Below are 16,003 nucleotides of genomic sequence, written 5' to 3'. Positions count from 1 at the left end.
TTTCGTTTTGACCAAATCCGTCAACGCGATCAATTTCAATTTAGGTATATTTAAAAGATACCTTTAAATAAATTAATAAGTTTAGAGTATTCTTATACGCTCTTTTTATGTGATCCAAAGCACATTTCTAACCCGTTCCTTTTGTTGATCCACCAACCTCTGTTTAGGCTCCCGGACGCTAGACACGACCTTTACCTTTACAAACAGTCATCCATTAAGAGATCCCAATATGAACATCAGTATTCGGCCGTTATTGGGCACCTGTTTGGCCCTGCTGGCGCTTGCCACCGGTAATGCCAACGCGTCCCTTCTCAGCGACGATCAAATTGAACAGTGCGGTTGCGACTATGTCGTACCCGAAAACCAATACCGAACCGATGGTGAAGCCCTGGGAATCGAACCCGGCCAGTCCATCTGTTTTGCAGCTGGCGCGGAATATCGAAAAATTCTGCTGGAGAACTTGAACGGTACTGAAGAAGATCGCATCACCGTCAAAAACTGCGGCGGTCAGGCGCACATCGATCACGGCCTGTACGTCAGCCAATCGAGCCAGTTCAACATTCTGGGGAATGGCGACCCGGAAGTTGAATACGGTCTGCGCGTTAGGACGGAAAGCAGTTACTTCATGAGTTTAGGAAACTTCTCGACCAACTTTGAAGTCGCGCATGTCGAAGTCGCTGGCTACCACCCTTATGGTATTGGTCCGGACAATGGCTTTGCGGGTATTGGGGTTAAAACGCTGCCGAAATGCGATCACTCCGCCGACCGCGATGTCTGGAACGCTTACGATGTTCGCATTCATGACAACTACATCCATGATACCGGCGGGGAAGGCATGTACATCGGTCATGGTTTTTACGATGGCCGTGTAGAGAAATGGTGTAAAGGCGATCCGAATGCCACCCCAACCCTACCCCATGCCATTCGTGGCCTACGGGTTTACAACAACCTGGTTGAACGGGTCGGTTATGATGGCATCCAGGTTAAAAATGCGGATACCGACGCCCAAATCTATAACAACACCATCATCGATTACGGCAATTTAGATGATGGAAATCATAACGAAGGCCTCTTTGTCGGCGACGGTACTGAAGCGTTGATTTTCAACAACTATGTTGAAGACGGTCCCGGTTTTGGCATTCAGGCCAACTTCTTTGGCAACACCTCGGTGTTCAACAATGTCGTGGTCAATGCCGAACAAGGTGGCATCTACTTCAACAACAACAGCGTTCATTTTTCCAACGAAAAAGACGGCCTGATCCGCTTCTATCACAACACTGTGATCAATTCTGGTGGCGCGGGCTTTACTGCCTACACACCCCAGGACGTCGAGGTGTATAACAACATCTTTGCCTCCCCAACCCAGGGCCGTATGCCCAGAGGCAGCAACCTGGATGTTCAAGGAAACCTGGTAACGACCAGCCCGGAAAGCGTCGGCTTTGTTGATCTGGCAAACAATGATTTCCATCTGTTGGATAACTCTGCAGCCATTAACCGCGGACTTTACCAGAGCCTTGTCAGCGACGATTTTGATGGCAAACAACGCCATGATGGTGCGCCCGATATCGGTGCCTATGAGTACGGCACGGCGTTGGTCGAAGGTAAGATGGATCTGTCGAACGCCAGTGTCACTGCGCTGAACGACTGGACCACCAACGCCGTCGGTTTGATTGACGAGCAGACCGCCGCCGGCGATCCGCGTAATGGCAATGGCCAGGACGTGGTCAGTAATTTCGTTTCCAACCGGGGCGATCAGGCCATCAGTGCGCTGATTGATCTGGGGCAGCCCCACTCTTTAAACGATATCTGCTTCTACGATCGCAACGGTCACAGCGATATGCGTATCGAAACGGGTGCCGAAGGCAACTGGACCGTCGCTGTCTCCGATGCCTTGGATACCTATCGTCAATGGCGCTGTCAAAGCGTTAACGTCAGCAGCCGTTACATCAAAGTCACCCTGGATAACGGCCTGGCTAGCATGCCAGAGATTGTTCTATACGGTTTGCAATAACCCCTCAATAAAACGCCCGGCTTCAATAGCCGGGCTGTCATCATTTGAAAGCATGATTTACGGCCGCTATTTAATAATCTCAACCGCTGCGTTCGATATGTTTTTCGTATGCTGATACAGGGTTGCCAGATCACTTTCGAACTGAACACGAGTCCGTTGGTTATTATAAAAAACGTCAAACCAAACCGGCTCATCGCCCTTAAACTTTGCTTTTATTGCTGTAATGTCATCGCCACGAATGGAACTGACTGCCGTTCCTTTACGAAACATCAAAGCCCCGTCCACCGCACTGACTTGCCACGGTTCATCCCCAATCACACGCGCATTAGAAATCACAGAGCTAAGAGATTGAAAAGGATAGATGGATAAGGCTACGCAAAAACCACACACAATGGCGAAGAAAAAAGCCATGATGAAGACCGGGACGTTTATCTCAGCAAAGTCGTAATAGTAAAAAGCACAGATTGAGACAAAAAACAGCGCCCCCACTAGCACTCCCAGTCTAGGCTTTGGATCGGGTCTGGATACGTCTTTATCTGAAGGTTTTTTCATTTAGGATTTAACCTCGAACGGACCACTTTTAAAAAACAACGAACAACCAAAGTCAATCAAGATGAGCCTCCATCAGCAACGTTTTGGATGCCTTATCGAACGGACTGATCAAAGGCTTAAATCCGCAGTGACGGTAAAGCCCACCGTTCAGCGCCTTGGTTTTTAAATAAACCCTGTTGAACCCAGCCATCCGAGTTTGTGAAAGTGCTTCCAGTACCAACTGCCTAGCGATTCCTTGGCCACGATAATTCTCATCAATATAAACACCGTCCAACCAAACCCGGCCATCGTTATCGTCGTCGTGACATTTCACTTCAACGGCCCCGACCAGGGTTTGCTGTGACAAGGCTAAAACAATAAAAGGCACGCTTTGCTGTCGCGTACTGGCTAACACCTTATCCAACACATCGACATAACCGTTGGGGTTCGATGCGGCAACCCAATGTTCAAAATACCAGCGGGCAACTGAATCGGCGTATTCGGGCAAATCGGACAGACGCGCAAAGTAATATTGCATATACAACCAATAAGGAAGGTGACTGGCTTCAATCGTTTTTATGACGACACCACAATGCCGACACTAACGCCAGCGATGCGGGAGGTATACACCAAACATCGCCCGACGATCACTGTCCTTTTTTATTAATCGGCTTCCGTGCGATTCAACGCCGGTTCCAGTATCCATTCAGCGCTGTCATTCAATACATCCATACGCACGATCAAGCCATCCTTAACCTCAAATCGGTCGGTGTATCGATTGCCGTTAAAGGCCGTACCATCCGGCCAACAGCCATATAAAAAGCCCGTCGAATACACCACGCAATGATCGTCGCGTTGGCAAGCGTCGGTTCGTCGAATGTCCTTTTTAACCCACTGATAACGGCTTTTATTAAAGGCGGTGATTTCCTGAGCACTCGCCATTTCACGTCGCCCGGTAAACACAATAACCGCATTCTCAGCCATAAAAGTGGCGGCTGTTTCCGGGTCGGGCACCATCGATGCTTCCAAAAACTGCTGCACAATTTCAATCGCTTGCTCGGTCTCATTCATTCGTTCTTCTCCTGCGCCGTCGGCATTTATTTTGGGCATCTCAACCCAGGGTGTTCTGTTTTAGTGCGTTTTAGTCCCGTTTCGCGGGCTTTTTGCATGGCATGCATAGTGCTAGCAATTTACATGCAAGTGCTAGCAACTAAAAGAGACCAAAGGGGAAAATCATGTTCAGCAAGCTATTGAGAAAGACAGGAAGGTCGCTGAAAGTCGCCATTTTGGCTGGCTTAATAGGCAGCTTTAGTCTGGCCGCCAGCGCCGAAGATCCGATTAAGATCGGCCTGGTTGCCGCCTTATCCGGCCAATCAGCCAAGTCGGGTGAAGCCATTACGCGCGGCCTAACCATTGCCATCGAAGAAATCAACGCCAATGGCGGTGTGCTCGGCCGCCCTCTAGAGCTGGTGCGCCGCGACGATGAAAGCAATCCTTCAAAAGGATTGCTGGCTGCGCGCGAACTGATTCAACGTGAACAAGTCGCGGTGCTCTTCGGTGGCCTGGATACCCCGGTATCGCTGGCCATTGTGCCGCTCGCCAACCAGATGCAGGTGCCTTTTATGGGCGTTTGGGCCGCCGGTACCCCCATCACCCGCAATGGCGCAGACGACAACTACGTATTCCGTGTTTCGGCTGTGGATGAAATCGTCGATGAAGCACTGGTGCAGTACGCCATCGATAACTACGACATGAACAACCCCGGCATGATCCTGATCAACAACCCCTGGGGCGAATCGAACGAATCCGGTTTCACCAAGGCACTGGACAGTCGGGGCATGAGCACCGCGGGCATCGAACGCTTTGAATCCAGCGATTTGGACGTAGTACCGCAATTGACGCGGCTGCGCGAAGCGGGTGCCGATACGTTACTAATGGTTGCCAATGTGGCCCCGTCGGCGCAGGTGGTGAAGTCGCTTGATCGTATGGACTGGGATGTACCGATCGTATCGCATTGGGGCCCAGCGGGTGGCCGCTTCGGCGAGCTGGCGGGCCCGTCAGCGTCAAACGTGCACTTCATTCAGACCTTCACCTTTACCGAAGATCAGGCCGGCAAAGGTGCGGCCATCTTCGAGGCCTTGCAACAACGTTACCCGGCCATTGAAAGCCTGGCCGACGTTACGCCCGCGGTTGGTATCGCCAACGCCTACGATGCACTGCATTTAACGGCCCTGGCCATTGAAAACGCGGGCTCTACCGACGGCACCGCCATTCGCGATGGTTTCTACACCATCGATAGCTACGAAGGTCTGATCAAAACCTTTGAAACGCCGTTTACGCCGGATGAGCACGACGCGTTGGGACCGAACGACTATGTCTTCACCCACTTTGTCGGCGACCAAATCGTCCCGGTCGAAGACTGATAACAACTGGCAGCAGGGAAGCTGCCCATTTTCTGACGTTAACTACAGGTACCCACCATGCTCACCGCAGCCATCGTGACCGGTTTGGGTATGGGCAGCATGTATGCCCTGCTCGCCCTTGGCTTTCACATCACCTACATCGTGTCCAACACGGTGAACTTTGCTCAGGGCAGCGCCATGATGGTCGGTGCCATCCTGGCCTACACCTTCTGCATCAGTTGGGGCCTGCCTTACTGGCTGGCGTTAATCGCAACCCTCCTGTTGTGTGCACTTTATGGCCTGGCCATTGAACGATTTCTGGTCCGACCCTTTATTCAGGGACGTGCTCAGGCGTGGCTGATGGCGACGGTCGCTGGCGGCATTCTGGTCGACAACCTGGTGCTCTTTACCTTTGGTAAAGAACCGCGTCAGTTCACCAGTGAATTTGCCAACCTGGGCGTCAGCGTCTTCGGTTCCAGCATCTACTACCTGCAAATGATCATTCCCCTGGTCGGTGTTGGCGTGGTCATCGCGCTGGTGCTGATCAGTCGTTATACGCGCCTGGGCAAGGTGCTCCAGGCCTGTGTGCAAAACCCCGATTCGGCGCAATTGATGGGCATCAACGTGACTCGCGTGGTAGCCGTCGCCTTTGCCATCTCAACGGTATTCGCCGGTATTGCCGGCATTCTGATCGCCCCGTTATTTGCGGTGCATGCCGACATGGGCACGCTGTTCGGTTTAAAAGCCTTTGCCGTTGCCATTCTCGGCGGCATCACCAGCGCCCGCGGCGTGTTCCTGGCCGGCATCTTATTCGGCCTGACCGAAGCCATCGTTACCATCTATTTCGGCTCCGCCTTTACTCAGATCATCACCTTTTCACTGGTCATCCTGGCATTGGCAATACGCCCCAATGGCCTGTTCGGACATAAAGAGGCGGTTAAAGTATGAGTCTGTTGTTTTCTGCCAATCGTTTGCTCCTTTCCGCCTTTGCATTGGCGACCCTTGCGGCCGTGCTGCTGCTCGACAGCTATTGGCTGCTGGTGTTCACCCTGTGCACTCTAACCGCCCTGGTCGGCGTCGGTTTAAACGTTCTAATGGGCCTGGCTGGTCAGATTTCCTTTGGTCATATCGCTTTCTATGCGCTCGGCGGTTATGCCTCGGCGCTGCTGCTGTTAGCGGATTGGCCTTTTCTGACAGTGCTGCCGGTCGCAACGCTGGGTTGTGCGCTGATCGGTGCCCTATTGGCCATTCCCGCCACGCGCGTGACCGGCCCCTATTTGGCGATGATTACCATCGCCTTTTCCTTCGTAATTCATCACAGCCTGATCGAATGGGACAGCCTGACAGGCGGGGCCAATGGCTTGATGGGCATTCCCATGCCACAAACCGGCGGATTCGACCCTAACCGCGCGTTAGCCTTGTTGGCGGCGGCGGTTTTGGTGGTGGCGCTGGGTTTATACAGCCGCTTTTACCGCAGCGGCTGGGGCAAGGCGATACGGGCGGTTAAAGCCAGTCCTATTGCGGCTCGTTCGCTGGGTTTTAACCCGGTGCACACCAAAACAGTGGCGTTTGCACTCTCGGCCGGACTGACCGGTCTTGCCGGTGCGTTCCTGCCCCCACTGATGATGTTTATCAGCCCCAGTACGTTTCCGTTTTCGCAATCCATTCTGTTTGTGCTGGTGGTGATCGTCGGCGGCACTGGCACACTCTGGGGGCCAATTTTGGGCGCCTGTATCGTCGTTGTTCTACCCGAACTGCTGGCGCCTTTGGCTGAATATCGCTTGCTGATTTTTGCCGCTTTGCTGCTGACGGTGCTGTGGCTCAGCCCTAAAGGCCTGGTTGGCGAAATCCAGCAACGGTTTACCCGGTTGAAACAGGAAACCGTCAATGCCAGCCCAGAACCACGGTCCTCCACTGGCCACAAAGACAACGCGACCGCATTAACCGTCCAAGGACTGAGCATCGCATTCGGCGGGGTTCAGGCCGCTAAAGACGTGAGTTTTCAGGCACCGCCAGGTCAGATTACCAGCATCATTGGCCCGAACGGTGCAGGTAAAACAACGGTGTTAAATCTGATCAGCGGCTTTTATCAACCCGATCAGGGAAGCATCGAATTGGATACGGACCTGACGGGTTACAACGCCTGGCGCATCGCTCGCGCTGGCATCGCTCGCACCTACCAGACCAGTGAACTGTTCGACGAAATGAGCGTGCTGGAAAACGTGCTCAGTGCAATGCAACAAGGCCGCTTGGGCAACCCCTTGCTGGATGCCAAGCCGGAACAGAAAGACGCCGCTCTACAGTGGCTGAAACTGGTCGGCTTTCAGGGATCGATTCACACCCCAACCCAGGACCTGCCCCATGTCGACCGTCGCCTGGTGGAAATTGCCCGAGCCTTGGCTGCTGAACCCAAGGTGCTGTTGCTCGACGAACCCGCTGCAGGCTTAAGCCGCGAGGACACCGATCAACTGGCGACATTACTGCAACGCATCGCCGGTTTTGGCATTGCCGTAATTTTGGTGGAACACGACATGCAACTGGTCATGGGGGTGTCTGACCAAGTGCTGGTGCTCGATGCAGGCAAACCAATCGCGCTGGGCCAACCGGCCGAGGTGCAAAGCAATCCGGCCGTTATTGCCGCTTACTTGGGCGGCACCGATTACCAGTCCAATGAACGCACGATGGCCTGGCAAGGCAGTCGGGACGCCCTCTTATTCACCAAGGGTTTAACCATCGATTATGGCGCCGCGCCTGTTGTTGAGGATGTTGATCTGGTGGTCAACCCGGGAGAACTGGTCGCTATCCTGGGCGCCAATGGCGCGGGCAAGAGCAGCATATTGCGTGCTCTGGCCGGACTGAAACGTCCGGTGGGCGGGCGTATTGGCCTGCATGACCGTTACATCGAACAGCTCAATGCCCATGACATCGCTCATCGCGGATTGGCCTTGGTGCCCGAAGGGCGGCAACTGTTCAAAGCCCTGAGTGTGCGAGACAACCTCTTGCTTGGTGCTCATACCCGAAATGCCGACCTGAACCCTGACGCCGAAATCGAGGCTATCCTGCAGCGCTTCCCACGATTGCGAGAACGCATTGATGCACCGGCCGGCTTACTCTCTGGCGGCGAACAACAGATGGTGGCGCTCGGTCGTGCACTGATGGCTAAGCCCAGTCTGCTGCTGCTCGATGAGCCTTCACTGGGACTGGCACCGGCGATGATTGCTGAACTCTACGACGCCCTGGCAGCACTGCGTGATGATGGCGTTACCCTGCTGCTGGTCGATCAAATGGCCAACCTCGCCTTGCAGGTGGCCGACCGGGCTTACGTGCTGGAAACGGGTCGTATTGTGCGCAGTGGCGATGCCAAAACGTTGCTCGCCGACCCCGCTTTGGCGGCGGCCTATCTGGGAGGCAACGATGCAGAACACTGATTTGTTAGTCACTCATTGCCGGTTGGAAGGCATCGAGGAACCGCAGGCGTTATTGATTGCCGACGGCCACTTTCAAGCCATCAAAGCGATGCGAGACGTGACACCTGACGAGCTGGATGCCTGCGATATTTTTGATGCGGCCGGTCAACTGGTTCTGCCGGGGTTAATCGAAACCCACATCCATTTGGACAAAGCCTGCATCGCCGATCGCTGCCAGATACAGCACGGCACACTCGACGAAGCGCTAACCGAAACCGCACGCGCCAAACGCGGCTTTACCGAAGAAGACGTTTACCAGCGAGGCGCCCGCGTCATTGAAGCCGCCATTACCATGGGTACCACCTGGATGCGCACCCACGTTGAAGTCGACCCGGTTGTTGGCCTGACGTCTTTTCACGCCATCCGCAAACTTCAGGCGGATTACGCTTGGGGATTGACGCTGGAAATCTGTGTATTTCCGCAGGACGGTCTGCATAACAATCCAGGCACACTGGCATTGCTCATTGAAGCGTTGGACCAGGGTGCCGACCTGCTCGGTGGTTGCCCTTACACCGACAGCGATCCCGATGCGCACATTGCCACGCTTTTTGACTTGGCTAAACGCTACAACGTCGATTTGGATTTCCATCTCGATTTTGATCTCGATCCCAGCCAAATGAGCTTGCCAACCGTCATCGAACAGACGCTTGCTCATGGCTATCAAGATCGGGTAACGGTTGGGCATGTCACAAAATTATCGGCGATCGCGCCTACGCAGTTGCTCAACATCGCTGAGCGTATGTCTGCAGCCGGTGTGCATCTGACCGCCCTGCCCAGTACCGATCTGTACCTGATGGGTCGAGGCATCGAGCACACAATTCCACGCGGCGTCGCCCCGTTGATGACGCTAAAAAACGCAGGCGTTATCTGTTCAATTTCCAGCAACAACATCGCCAACCCTTACACGCCTTACGGCGATGCCTCTCTGGTTCGGCAGGCGAACCTGTACGCCAATGTCGCTCAATTAGGAACGCAAGACGCACTCGGCAATTGTTTGGCCTGGGTCTCATCAGAATCGGCGCGGTTGTTGCGCCTGAAAGGCTACGGCATTAAAGCAGGCTGCCGTGCGGATTTTGGACTCTACCCTGCAACGTCAAGCGCGCAGGTGATTGCCGCTGTTCGACAACCCAGTTGTGGCTTCAAACAAGGACGGATGGTGTTTCAGCGTGACCAGGCCCGGCTGTTGCCACCGGCCGATTAAAGCCCTTGCAAGGCGTCGGCCAGGTCGAGTTCAGCGTCCTGGCCGTCGTTGAGCACCAACTGGGATTCCAGTTCATTCAAATGCTCGATCATGGCGTCGATCGCTGTTGAGTGATCTCCCGCCAGCAGCGCATCAATGATGTCCTGATGTTCGTCTGACGCGCAGGATGGCACATCGTTACGCTGATAGAGCGCCACAATCAACGAACTGCGCACCATCAGCGTATCGAACATTTCCTTAAACACTGTGTTGCCACAGATATCCGCCAACAGCAGATGAAATTCACTCAGGCGAGCAACGATGGTGCGCCGATCACTGCCGGCGGTCGCCTGCCGTTCACTGCGCATATGCGCTTCCACATCAGCCAGGCGATCGTTGATGTGTTGCGCAGAGATATTTTCCAGAATGCCGCGTTCAATGGCACGCCGGGCTGCAAAAATATCGCGTGCTTCCTGCGCCGTTGGCTGGGCAACACTGGCGCCTTTGTTCGGCTCGATGCTGACGATACGCCGCATCGCTAACCGTTGCAGCGCGGTTTGAACGTGATTGCGATTGGCGTTCAGTGCCTCAACAATCTGCGCCTCGACCAACCGCTGGCCTGGCTTTAACCGGTGCTGTGCCACGCTGGCCGACAACGCATCCATAATGCGCTGCACTTCCTGTTCTTTAACGGTTTTCTTGGCGCTGTTGGATAGAGGCATTTTGGAAGGGTCACTCAGACAAATGCAGTGCTAGCAATACCAAGCCGCTGACAATACACCAAAGCCCTGATGCTCGCAAAGTGGCAAACAGGAGGCTTCCAGGTAAGACACTTAGGCGCTAAGCCAGCTTATAGCTGAGCGTCCGGGTCGCTGTCTTTCAATACTGAGTTCAGTTCTTTATAACTTTCCAGTTCCATCAACAACCGGGCCTTTTCCTCGTGCGTAATCGATGCCCAGTGGCGATTTTCCAGCGCTCCCACCATGGCATACAGCAGATTCAAACTGGTAGTTGCTGGTTGCTCCTGCTGCAACAACGCATAGGCTCGAACCGGACCTATTCGTTCAAGATCTTCGCGACTGCGAATGCCAATAGACAACAACATCTGAGCCGACTTTGGACCAAGCCCTTTGAGTTTTTTAATCAACAAGGTTGCGCACGCCGTTATGTGATGGATGAGATTCAACCCTATTGATAAGACTGACCAAGACGAAACTCAGCAACATCAATAGATACCAGGAACTGAGTTTCGACAGCGATACCAGTTGCCACTGATCCGACTGGTTCGGGTAGATCCAGATATTGGCATAGGTCGCCAGGTTTTCCGCCAGCCAAATAAACAAAGCCACCAGCAACCATCCCACGAGCAAAGGCATTCGTCGATACGTTTCATAAACCTTGAAGAAAATAACAGACCGATAAAACAACCATCCGGTTAATCCCACCAACAACCAACGCATATCCCACCAATAGTGATGCGTAAAAAAATTCAAATAGATAAATACGACCAAAATGACTGTAGTCCAGGTGGGCGGGTAATGTGAAAAACGGAAATCAAAAATGCGCCAAATACGAGCAATGTAGCTACCCACTGCGCTGTACATAAAGCCGGTAAAGAGTGGCACATTGGCAATTTGAAAAAACGCAGGTTCCGGATAAACCCAGGAACCGATAGCGTCGGAAGTTTTAAACAATTCCATAACCGTCGCCACCCAATGAAAAACCAGGATGACCACGGACTCACGCCAGGTTTCTAAACCCGTGGCGAGCAAAACGATTTGGGCAACAATGGCGGCAATAAAAATGAAGTCGTAACGATGCAGAGTGTCTAAGGGGTACCAAAAATGCGTGACTAGCATAATCAACAACAAGAAGCCGCCGAACAGACAGGCGTATGCTTGTTTTAAGCCAAAGGTCCAGCATTCAATCAACCAATGCATTCAGTCCATACCCTGTTAAAACCGGCGGATAAATACCGGAACCCGCTCAGAAAATATTCACAAAGTTGTCCAACCAGACTCTGGTATTATGCTGACGTTTTCGGTCCAAACTTAATGAATTTGTCTATCGATTATTTTAACTTCTGCATGATCGACACTTCATGGCGCTGCAGATAATCGATGTCGGCTAAATACTGATCCAGATGTCCATCCTGTATATCCGCACTGAATTTCTTGTTACCCCGATCAGCCTGAACACGCATAAATCCGACTAATGCCTGCAGGCGCAGCAGCATCATACTCACCAGTGATGCACGCTGATCCACCGTAACCCCGTATGCATCAAGAAACTGTCGTGCTCGTATCAGAGATTTTGTCTTGGTTTCTTCAGAACAGGTCGCCAGTGATTTTAGCGGTGCCCAACAATAAACAGCGTAAGCCAGGTCCCATAATCTTGGTCCTGGGTGTGCTGTATCAAAATCAAATACACCCACAACCTGACTGCCACTTAGAACGACGTTGTATGGCGCATAATCGCCATGGCAAATCACTTCAGCCGGTTGCTGGGCTGGCAACATCCATTGATCGAATGAATCAGTATGTTGCTGTAAAAAAGACACAGAACAATCATGCAACTGACGTAGCTGTTCGGCTGCCGATATTAATGCGTTTTGGGTTGCAATGGCTCCAGCTTGCACATCATCGTAGGTGTCACCCGCTAATAACGTCAGCCATTCATACGGCTCTTCAACCGCCAACACTTCCGGACAGTTTTTAAAGCCGACGACTTGCAAATGCTTTAGCAGGCGGTGAACCGATCGATACCCTGAACCCAAGGGCCGCCTGATACGCGTTCCATCTATTTGTATACCGTGACGCATGGCCGCCGCTAGCGTCGTTGATGAAGCAACATCATTAACAGCCGAATGGTTGATTGCAAGCGGGATAGACAGAAACAGGGCGCAAAAAAAACGCCGACATGACTGTCGGCGTTTTCTATTTTCGTTGGAAGCTATCAGACGCGCTCAATCACGGTACTGATACCCTGCCCCAGACCAATACACATGGTCGACAGACCGAACTGGCCACCGTTCTGCTCCATCACGTTCAGCAAAGTACCGGTAATACGCGCACCGGAACAGCCGAAGGGGTGACCCAGTGCAATGGCGCCGCCGTGCAGGTTCACTTTTTCGTCCATCTTGTCGAGCAGTTTCAAATCCTTCAGCACGGGCAACGCCTGCGCAGCAAAGGCTTCGTTCAGCTCAACATGGTCGATGTCGTCAATACTCATGCCCAGCTTCTTGAGCAGTTTCTTACTCGCTGGAACCGGGCCGTAACCCATGATCGACGGATCAACACCAGCCAGTGCCATGCCACGAACCACAGCACGCGGCTTCAGACCCAACGCTTTGGCGCGGCCGTAGCTCATCACCAACATGGCAGAGGCACCGTCAGTGATTTGGCTGGACGTACCGGCGGTTACCGTACCGGCCTTAGGATCGAAAGCCGGACGCAGTTGGCTCAATCCTTCAACCGTGGTTTCCGGACGAATGGTTTCGTCGTGGATCATGCGGTACGGATTGCCATCGGCATCGTGGCCCTGGCGAGCAATGATTTCGTTATCGAAATTGCCTGCCTGGGTCGCTTCATGCGCGCGCATGTGCGAGCGGTAGCCGAATTCGTCCTGCGCTTCACGGCTGATGCCGTGCATTTTTGACAGCAACTCAGCTGTAAGACCCATCATGCCGGAGGCCTTGGCGGCTTTCTGCGACAGCATGGGGTTCGGGTCCACGCCGTGCATCATGTCCACGTGGCCCATGTGCTCGACACCGCCGATGACAAAGATGTCACCGTTGCCAGACTGAATGTTGGCGGTCGCAATGTGCAGCGCGCTCATCGAAGAGCCACACAGACGGCTGACGGTCTGCGCCGTTACCGTGTGCGGAATATCGGTCAGCAACTGCATCATACGGGCGATGTTCCAGCCCTGCTCTTTGGTCTGGTTTACGCAGCCCCAGATGATGTCATCAATCTCGGCCGGGTCCAGCGCTTCGTTACGCGCCAGCAAGCCATTGACCAGATCGGCGCTGAGGTTTTCGGCGCGGGTGAAGCGGTAGCTGCCACCTTTGCTGCGACCCATGGGGGTACGGCCGAAATCGATGATGACGGCGTCGTTATCGCGAATACTCATAGTGACTGTTCTCCCGTCTTAACCGTGAAACGTCTGGCCGTTTTTGGCCATGTCGCGCAGTTTGGCTGTCGGCTCGTACAGCTTGCCGAGGTCGGCATAGCGGTCGCACAGCGCTACGAATTCGGCGACACCCGTGTCGTCGATGTACTTGAGCGCACCACCACGGAACGGCGGGAAGCCGATGCCGTAGATCAGGCCCATATCGGCTTCAGCCGCAGTATCGACAATGCCGTCTTCCAGGCAGCGAACGGTTTCCAGACACATCGGAATCATCAGGCGGTTGATGATGTCTTCTTCGCTCAGCTCCTGCTGTTGCTCACGGACACTGGCAACCAGCTCGTGCGCCGTTTCATCGGATACTTTTTTAGGTTTGCCTTTCTTATCGGTTTCATAACGATAGAAGCCATGGCTGTTTTTCTGGCCGTAGCGTTTTTCGTCGTACATCACCTGAATGGCAGATTTGAAGTCCTGGCTCATGCGATCCGGGAAGCCCTCGGCCATCACTTCCTGAGCGTGAACGCCGGTGTCGATACCGACCACGTCCATCAGGTAAGCGGGGCCCATCGGCCAGCCGAATTTTTCCATGATCTTGTCGACTTTCTCGAAGTCAGCACCGTCGCGCATCAACATGGCAAAGCCACCGAAATACGGGAACAGAATGCGGTTAACCAGGAAGCCCGGGCAGTCGTTAACCACGATCGGCGTCTTGCCCATTTTCTGAGCATAAGAGACGACCGTGGCGATGGTTTCATCGCTGGTCTTTTCACCGCGAATCACTTCCACCAGCGGCATACGATGCACCGGGTTAAAGAAGTGCATACCACAGAACTGTTCCGGCTTTTTCAGCGCCGTGGCCAGTTCGGTAATGGAAATGGTCGAGGTATTCGAGGCCAAGACAGCGTCATCACGCAACTGACCTTCAGCTTCAGCCAATACCGCCTTCTTCACCTTGGTGTTTTCCACCACGGCTTCGACGACCACATCAACGTTACCGAAGTCACCGTAAGACAGCGTCGGGCGAATACGGTTCAGAACATCCGCCATGCCACGTGCATCCAAACGGCCGCGATCAACCAGCTTGGCCAACAGCTTGGCTGCTTCGTCGAGACCGAGCTGAATGCCTTCCTCGGCGATGTCCTTCATCACGATCGGCGTGCCTTTATAGGCGCTCTGATAGGCAATGCCGCCACCCATGATACCGGCGCCCAGTACCGCGGCCTGTTTAACCTCTTTGGACTGCTTAACGTGTTCCTTGGCGATCTTCTTAATTTTCTGATCATTCAGGAACAGACCAATCAGGTTTTCAGCCGTCAGCGACTTAGCCATTTTGGCGAAGCCCTTGGCTTCGATCGCCAGCGCTTTGTCGCGCTCAAAACCGGCGTGCTTTTGAATGGTTTTAACCGCTTCAACCGGTGCCGGATAGTTACGACCGGCCTGACCGGCGACATACCCCTTGGCGGTTTCGAACACCATCATGCTTTCGATGTTGTTCAACTGCAGCTTGCCTTTTTTCTGCTCGCGGCGGGCTTTGTAATCCACTTCACCAGACACCAAACGGCCCAGCAGCCTCAGCGCCGTATCACGCAACTCGTCCGGCTCGGCGATGGCGTCAACCGCGCCAATTTTGAAGGCGGCGTCAGGGCGATTCTCTTTGCCCGAGGCAATCCACTCGATGGCGTTATCAGCGCCGACCAGGCGCGACAGACGAACGGTACCGCCAAAGCCCGGGTAGATGCCCAGTTTGATCTCCGGCAGACCGACCTTGGCCTTGGTCGACATGACGCGGTAATCCGCTGACAGTGCCATTTCGAAACCACCGCCCAATGCCAGACCGTTGATGGATACCACGGTCGGGAATGGCAAATCTTCGAATGCGCTGAACAGTTCGTTAACGGTAAGGATATCGGCAATGACGCCGTCCTCGTCCTTAGCGAACCAGGTGAGAAATTCGGTAATGTCGGCGCCAACAATAAAGGCGTCTTTGGCGCTGGAAACCAGCAGGCCTTTAACGTCACTGGCCGCCAACGCCTGGGTTGCTTCACCCAGTTCGTTCAAGGTGGCCTGGTTAAACTTGTTGACCGACTCGTCTTGCAGGTCGAACACCATCTCGGCCAGGCCGTTATCCAGTGCTTCGACGCGAATGCCCTTACCCTGATAGATCATCGATGCTCTCCGTTTGTATCGCTGTCCAGGTTGTCGTTGGACCTGTGGGTTGCCTGAAGACGTGAATGGTGCCTTCCTCCCGACTGGACAAGCCCTTTTGACCGGCCTTTACAGCGTC

Annotated in this window: 14 protein-coding genes; 5 read left to right on the top strand and 9 right to left on the bottom strand. The window is 53.6% G+C overall.

Annotated features, from left to right (window positions below):
* The first annotated feature begins 229 nt into the window (after positions 1–229).
* Positions 230–2,011 (top strand): right-handed parallel beta-helix repeat-containing protein, encoded by a 1,782-nt coding sequence (locus BGP77_RS13280; RefSeq protein WP_108165206.1) that lies wholly within the window; start codon positions 230–232, stop codon positions 2,009–2,011.
* Between the two features lie 66 nt (positions 2,012–2,077).
* Here the strand turns inward: BGP77_RS13280 and BGP77_RS13275 are convergent, their stop codons facing one another.
* The 3 genes from BGP77_RS13275 to BGP77_RS13265 form a co-directional block, all read right to left on the bottom strand.
* Positions 2,078–2,563 carry a hypothetical protein gene (locus BGP77_RS13275; protein ID WP_146171258.1) on the bottom strand — a complete coding sequence of 162 codons (486 nt, stop codon included), beginning with the start codon at positions 2,561–2,563 and terminating at the stop codon, positions 2,078–2,080.
* A 52-nt stretch (positions 2,564–2,615) separates the two neighbouring features.
* Complete coding sequence (locus tag BGP77_RS13270; protein ID WP_108165204.1) at positions 2,616–3,080, bottom strand: GNAT family N-acetyltransferase; 465 nt, start codon at positions 3,078–3,080, stop codon at positions 2,616–2,618.
* Positions 3,081–3,205: 125 nt separating this feature from the next.
* Complete coding sequence (locus BGP77_RS13265; protein WP_108165203.1) at positions 3,206–3,613, bottom strand: nuclear transport factor 2 family protein; 408 nt, start codon at positions 3,611–3,613, stop codon at positions 3,206–3,208.
* Between the two features lie 164 nt (positions 3,614–3,777).
* Between BGP77_RS13265 and BGP77_RS13260 the strand changes: the two genes are divergently transcribed.
* The 4 genes from BGP77_RS13260 to BGP77_RS13245 are packed head-to-tail and all read left to right on the top strand — an operon-like array spanning position 3,778 to position 9,612.
* Positions 3,778–4,965, top strand: coding sequence for an ABC transporter substrate-binding protein (locus BGP77_RS13260; protein WP_108165202.1), 1,188 nt, complete (start codon positions 3,778–3,780; stop codon positions 4,963–4,965).
* Positions 4,966–5,022: 57 nt separating this feature from the next.
* The gene (locus tag BGP77_RS13255; RefSeq protein WP_108165201.1) at positions 5,023–5,892 is read left to right on the top strand and encodes a branched-chain amino acid ABC transporter permease; all 870 of its coding nucleotides are present in this window, start codon (positions 5,023–5,025) and stop codon (positions 5,890–5,892) included.
* The gene (locus BGP77_RS13250; RefSeq protein ID WP_108165200.1) at positions 5,889–8,372 is read left to right on the top strand and encodes a branched-chain amino acid ABC transporter ATP-binding protein/permease; all 2,484 of its coding nucleotides are present in this window, start codon (positions 5,889–5,891) and stop codon (positions 8,370–8,372) included. Before BGP77_RS13255 ends, BGP77_RS13250 begins: the two co-directional genes overlap by 4 nt.
* Positions 8,359–9,612, top strand: a complete 1,254-nt coding sequence (locus BGP77_RS13245) for an amidohydrolase family protein (RefSeq protein ID WP_199224276.1) — start codon at positions 8,359–8,361, stop codon at positions 9,610–9,612. Before BGP77_RS13250 ends, BGP77_RS13245 begins: the two co-directional genes overlap by 14 nt.
* Here the strand turns inward: BGP77_RS13245 and BGP77_RS13240 are convergent.
* The 6 genes from BGP77_RS13240 to fadB form a co-directional block, all read right to left on the bottom strand.
* Entirely contained in the window at positions 9,609–10,313 is a 705-nt protein-coding gene (locus BGP77_RS13240) for a GntR family transcriptional regulator (protein ID WP_108165199.1), read from the bottom strand. The two genes, BGP77_RS13245 and BGP77_RS13240, sit on opposite strands and share 4 nt — an antisense overlap.
* 128 nt (positions 10,314–10,441) lie before the next feature.
* Positions 10,442–10,696, bottom strand: a complete 255-nt coding sequence (locus tag BGP77_RS13235; protein WP_233252357.1) for a TfoX/Sxy family DNA transformation protein — start codon at positions 10,694–10,696, stop codon at positions 10,442–10,444.
* A 34-nt stretch (positions 10,697–10,730) separates the two neighbouring features.
* The gene (locus BGP77_RS13230) at positions 10,731–11,531 is read right to left on the bottom strand and encodes a DUF817 domain-containing protein (protein WP_108165197.1); all 801 of its coding nucleotides are present in this window, start codon (positions 11,529–11,531) and stop codon (positions 10,731–10,733) included.
* 131 nt (positions 11,532–11,662) lie between these two features.
* Entirely contained in the window at positions 11,663–12,412 is a 750-nt protein-coding gene (locus BGP77_RS13225; protein WP_108165196.1) for an aminoglycoside phosphotransferase family protein, read from the bottom strand.
* A gap of 134 nt (positions 12,413–12,546) precedes the next feature.
* The gene (gene fadA, locus BGP77_RS13220) at positions 12,547–13,722 is read right to left on the bottom strand and encodes an acetyl-CoA C-acyltransferase FadA (RefSeq protein ID WP_108165195.1); all 1,176 of its coding nucleotides are present in this window, start codon (positions 13,720–13,722) and stop codon (positions 12,547–12,549) included.
* An 18-nt stretch (positions 13,723–13,740) separates the two neighbouring features.
* On the bottom strand, positions 13,741–15,885 hold the full coding sequence (gene fadB / locus BGP77_RS13215; protein WP_108165194.1) for a fatty acid oxidation complex subunit alpha FadB: 2,145 nt from the start codon (positions 15,883–15,885) through the stop codon (positions 13,741–13,743).
* Between the last annotated feature and the right edge of the window lie 118 nt (positions 15,886–16,003).

Source organism: Saccharospirillum sp. MSK14-1 (genome assembly GCF_003054965.1).
Classification (GTDB): Bacteria; Pseudomonadota; Gammaproteobacteria; order Pseudomonadales; family Natronospirillaceae; genus Saccharospirillum.
This window is presented reverse-complemented; position numbering and strand designations above follow the sequence as displayed.

Bases quoted from the DNA above. Each gene is read 5' to 3' on its own strand.
- BGP77_RS13275 (WP_146171258.1), bottom strand. From the start codon at position 2,563: ATGAAAAAACCTTCAGATAAAGACGTATCCAGACCCGATCCAAAGCCT.
- fadA (WP_108165195.1), bottom strand. From the start codon at position 13,722: ATGAGTATTCGCGATAACGACGCCGTCATCATCGATTTCGGCCGTACC.
- BGP77_RS13225 (WP_108165196.1), bottom strand. From the start codon at position 12,412: ATGCGTCACGGTATACAAATAGATGGAACGCGTATCAGGCGGCCCTTG.
- BGP77_RS13255 (WP_108165201.1), top strand. From the start codon at position 5,023: ATGCTCACCGCAGCCATCGTGACCGGTTTGGGTATGGGCAGCATGTAT.
- BGP77_RS13235 (WP_233252357.1), bottom strand. From the start codon at position 10,696: ATGTTGTTGTCTATTGGCATTCGCAGTCGCGAAGATCTTGAACGAATA.
- BGP77_RS13270 (WP_108165204.1), bottom strand. From the start codon at position 3,080: ATGCAATATTACTTTGCGCGTCTGTCCGATTTGCCCGAATACGCCGAT.
- BGP77_RS13265 (WP_108165203.1), bottom strand. From the start codon at position 3,613: ATGAATGAGACCGAGCAAGCGATTGAAATTGTGCAGCAGTTTTTGGAA.
- BGP77_RS13245 (WP_199224276.1), top strand. From the start codon at position 8,359: ATGCAGAACACTGATTTGTTAGTCACTCATTGCCGGTTGGAAGGCATC.
- BGP77_RS13250 (WP_108165200.1), top strand. From the start codon at position 5,889: ATGAGTCTGTTGTTTTCTGCCAATCGTTTGCTCCTTTCCGCCTTTGCA.
- fadB (WP_108165194.1), bottom strand. From the start codon at position 15,885: ATGATCTATCAGGGTAAGGGCATTCGCGTCGAAGCACTGGATAACGGC.
- BGP77_RS13230 (WP_108165197.1), bottom strand. From the start codon at position 11,531: ATGCATTGGTTGATTGAATGCTGGACCTTTGGCTTAAAACAAGCATAC.
- BGP77_RS13260 (WP_108165202.1), top strand. From the start codon at position 3,778: ATGTTCAGCAAGCTATTGAGAAAGACAGGAAGGTCGCTGAAAGTCGCC.
- BGP77_RS13280 (WP_108165206.1), top strand. From the start codon at position 230: ATGAACATCAGTATTCGGCCGTTATTGGGCACCTGTTTGGCCCTGCTG.
- BGP77_RS13240 (WP_108165199.1), bottom strand. From the start codon at position 10,313: ATGCCTCTATCCAACAGCGCCAAGAAAACCGTTAAAGAACAGGAAGTG.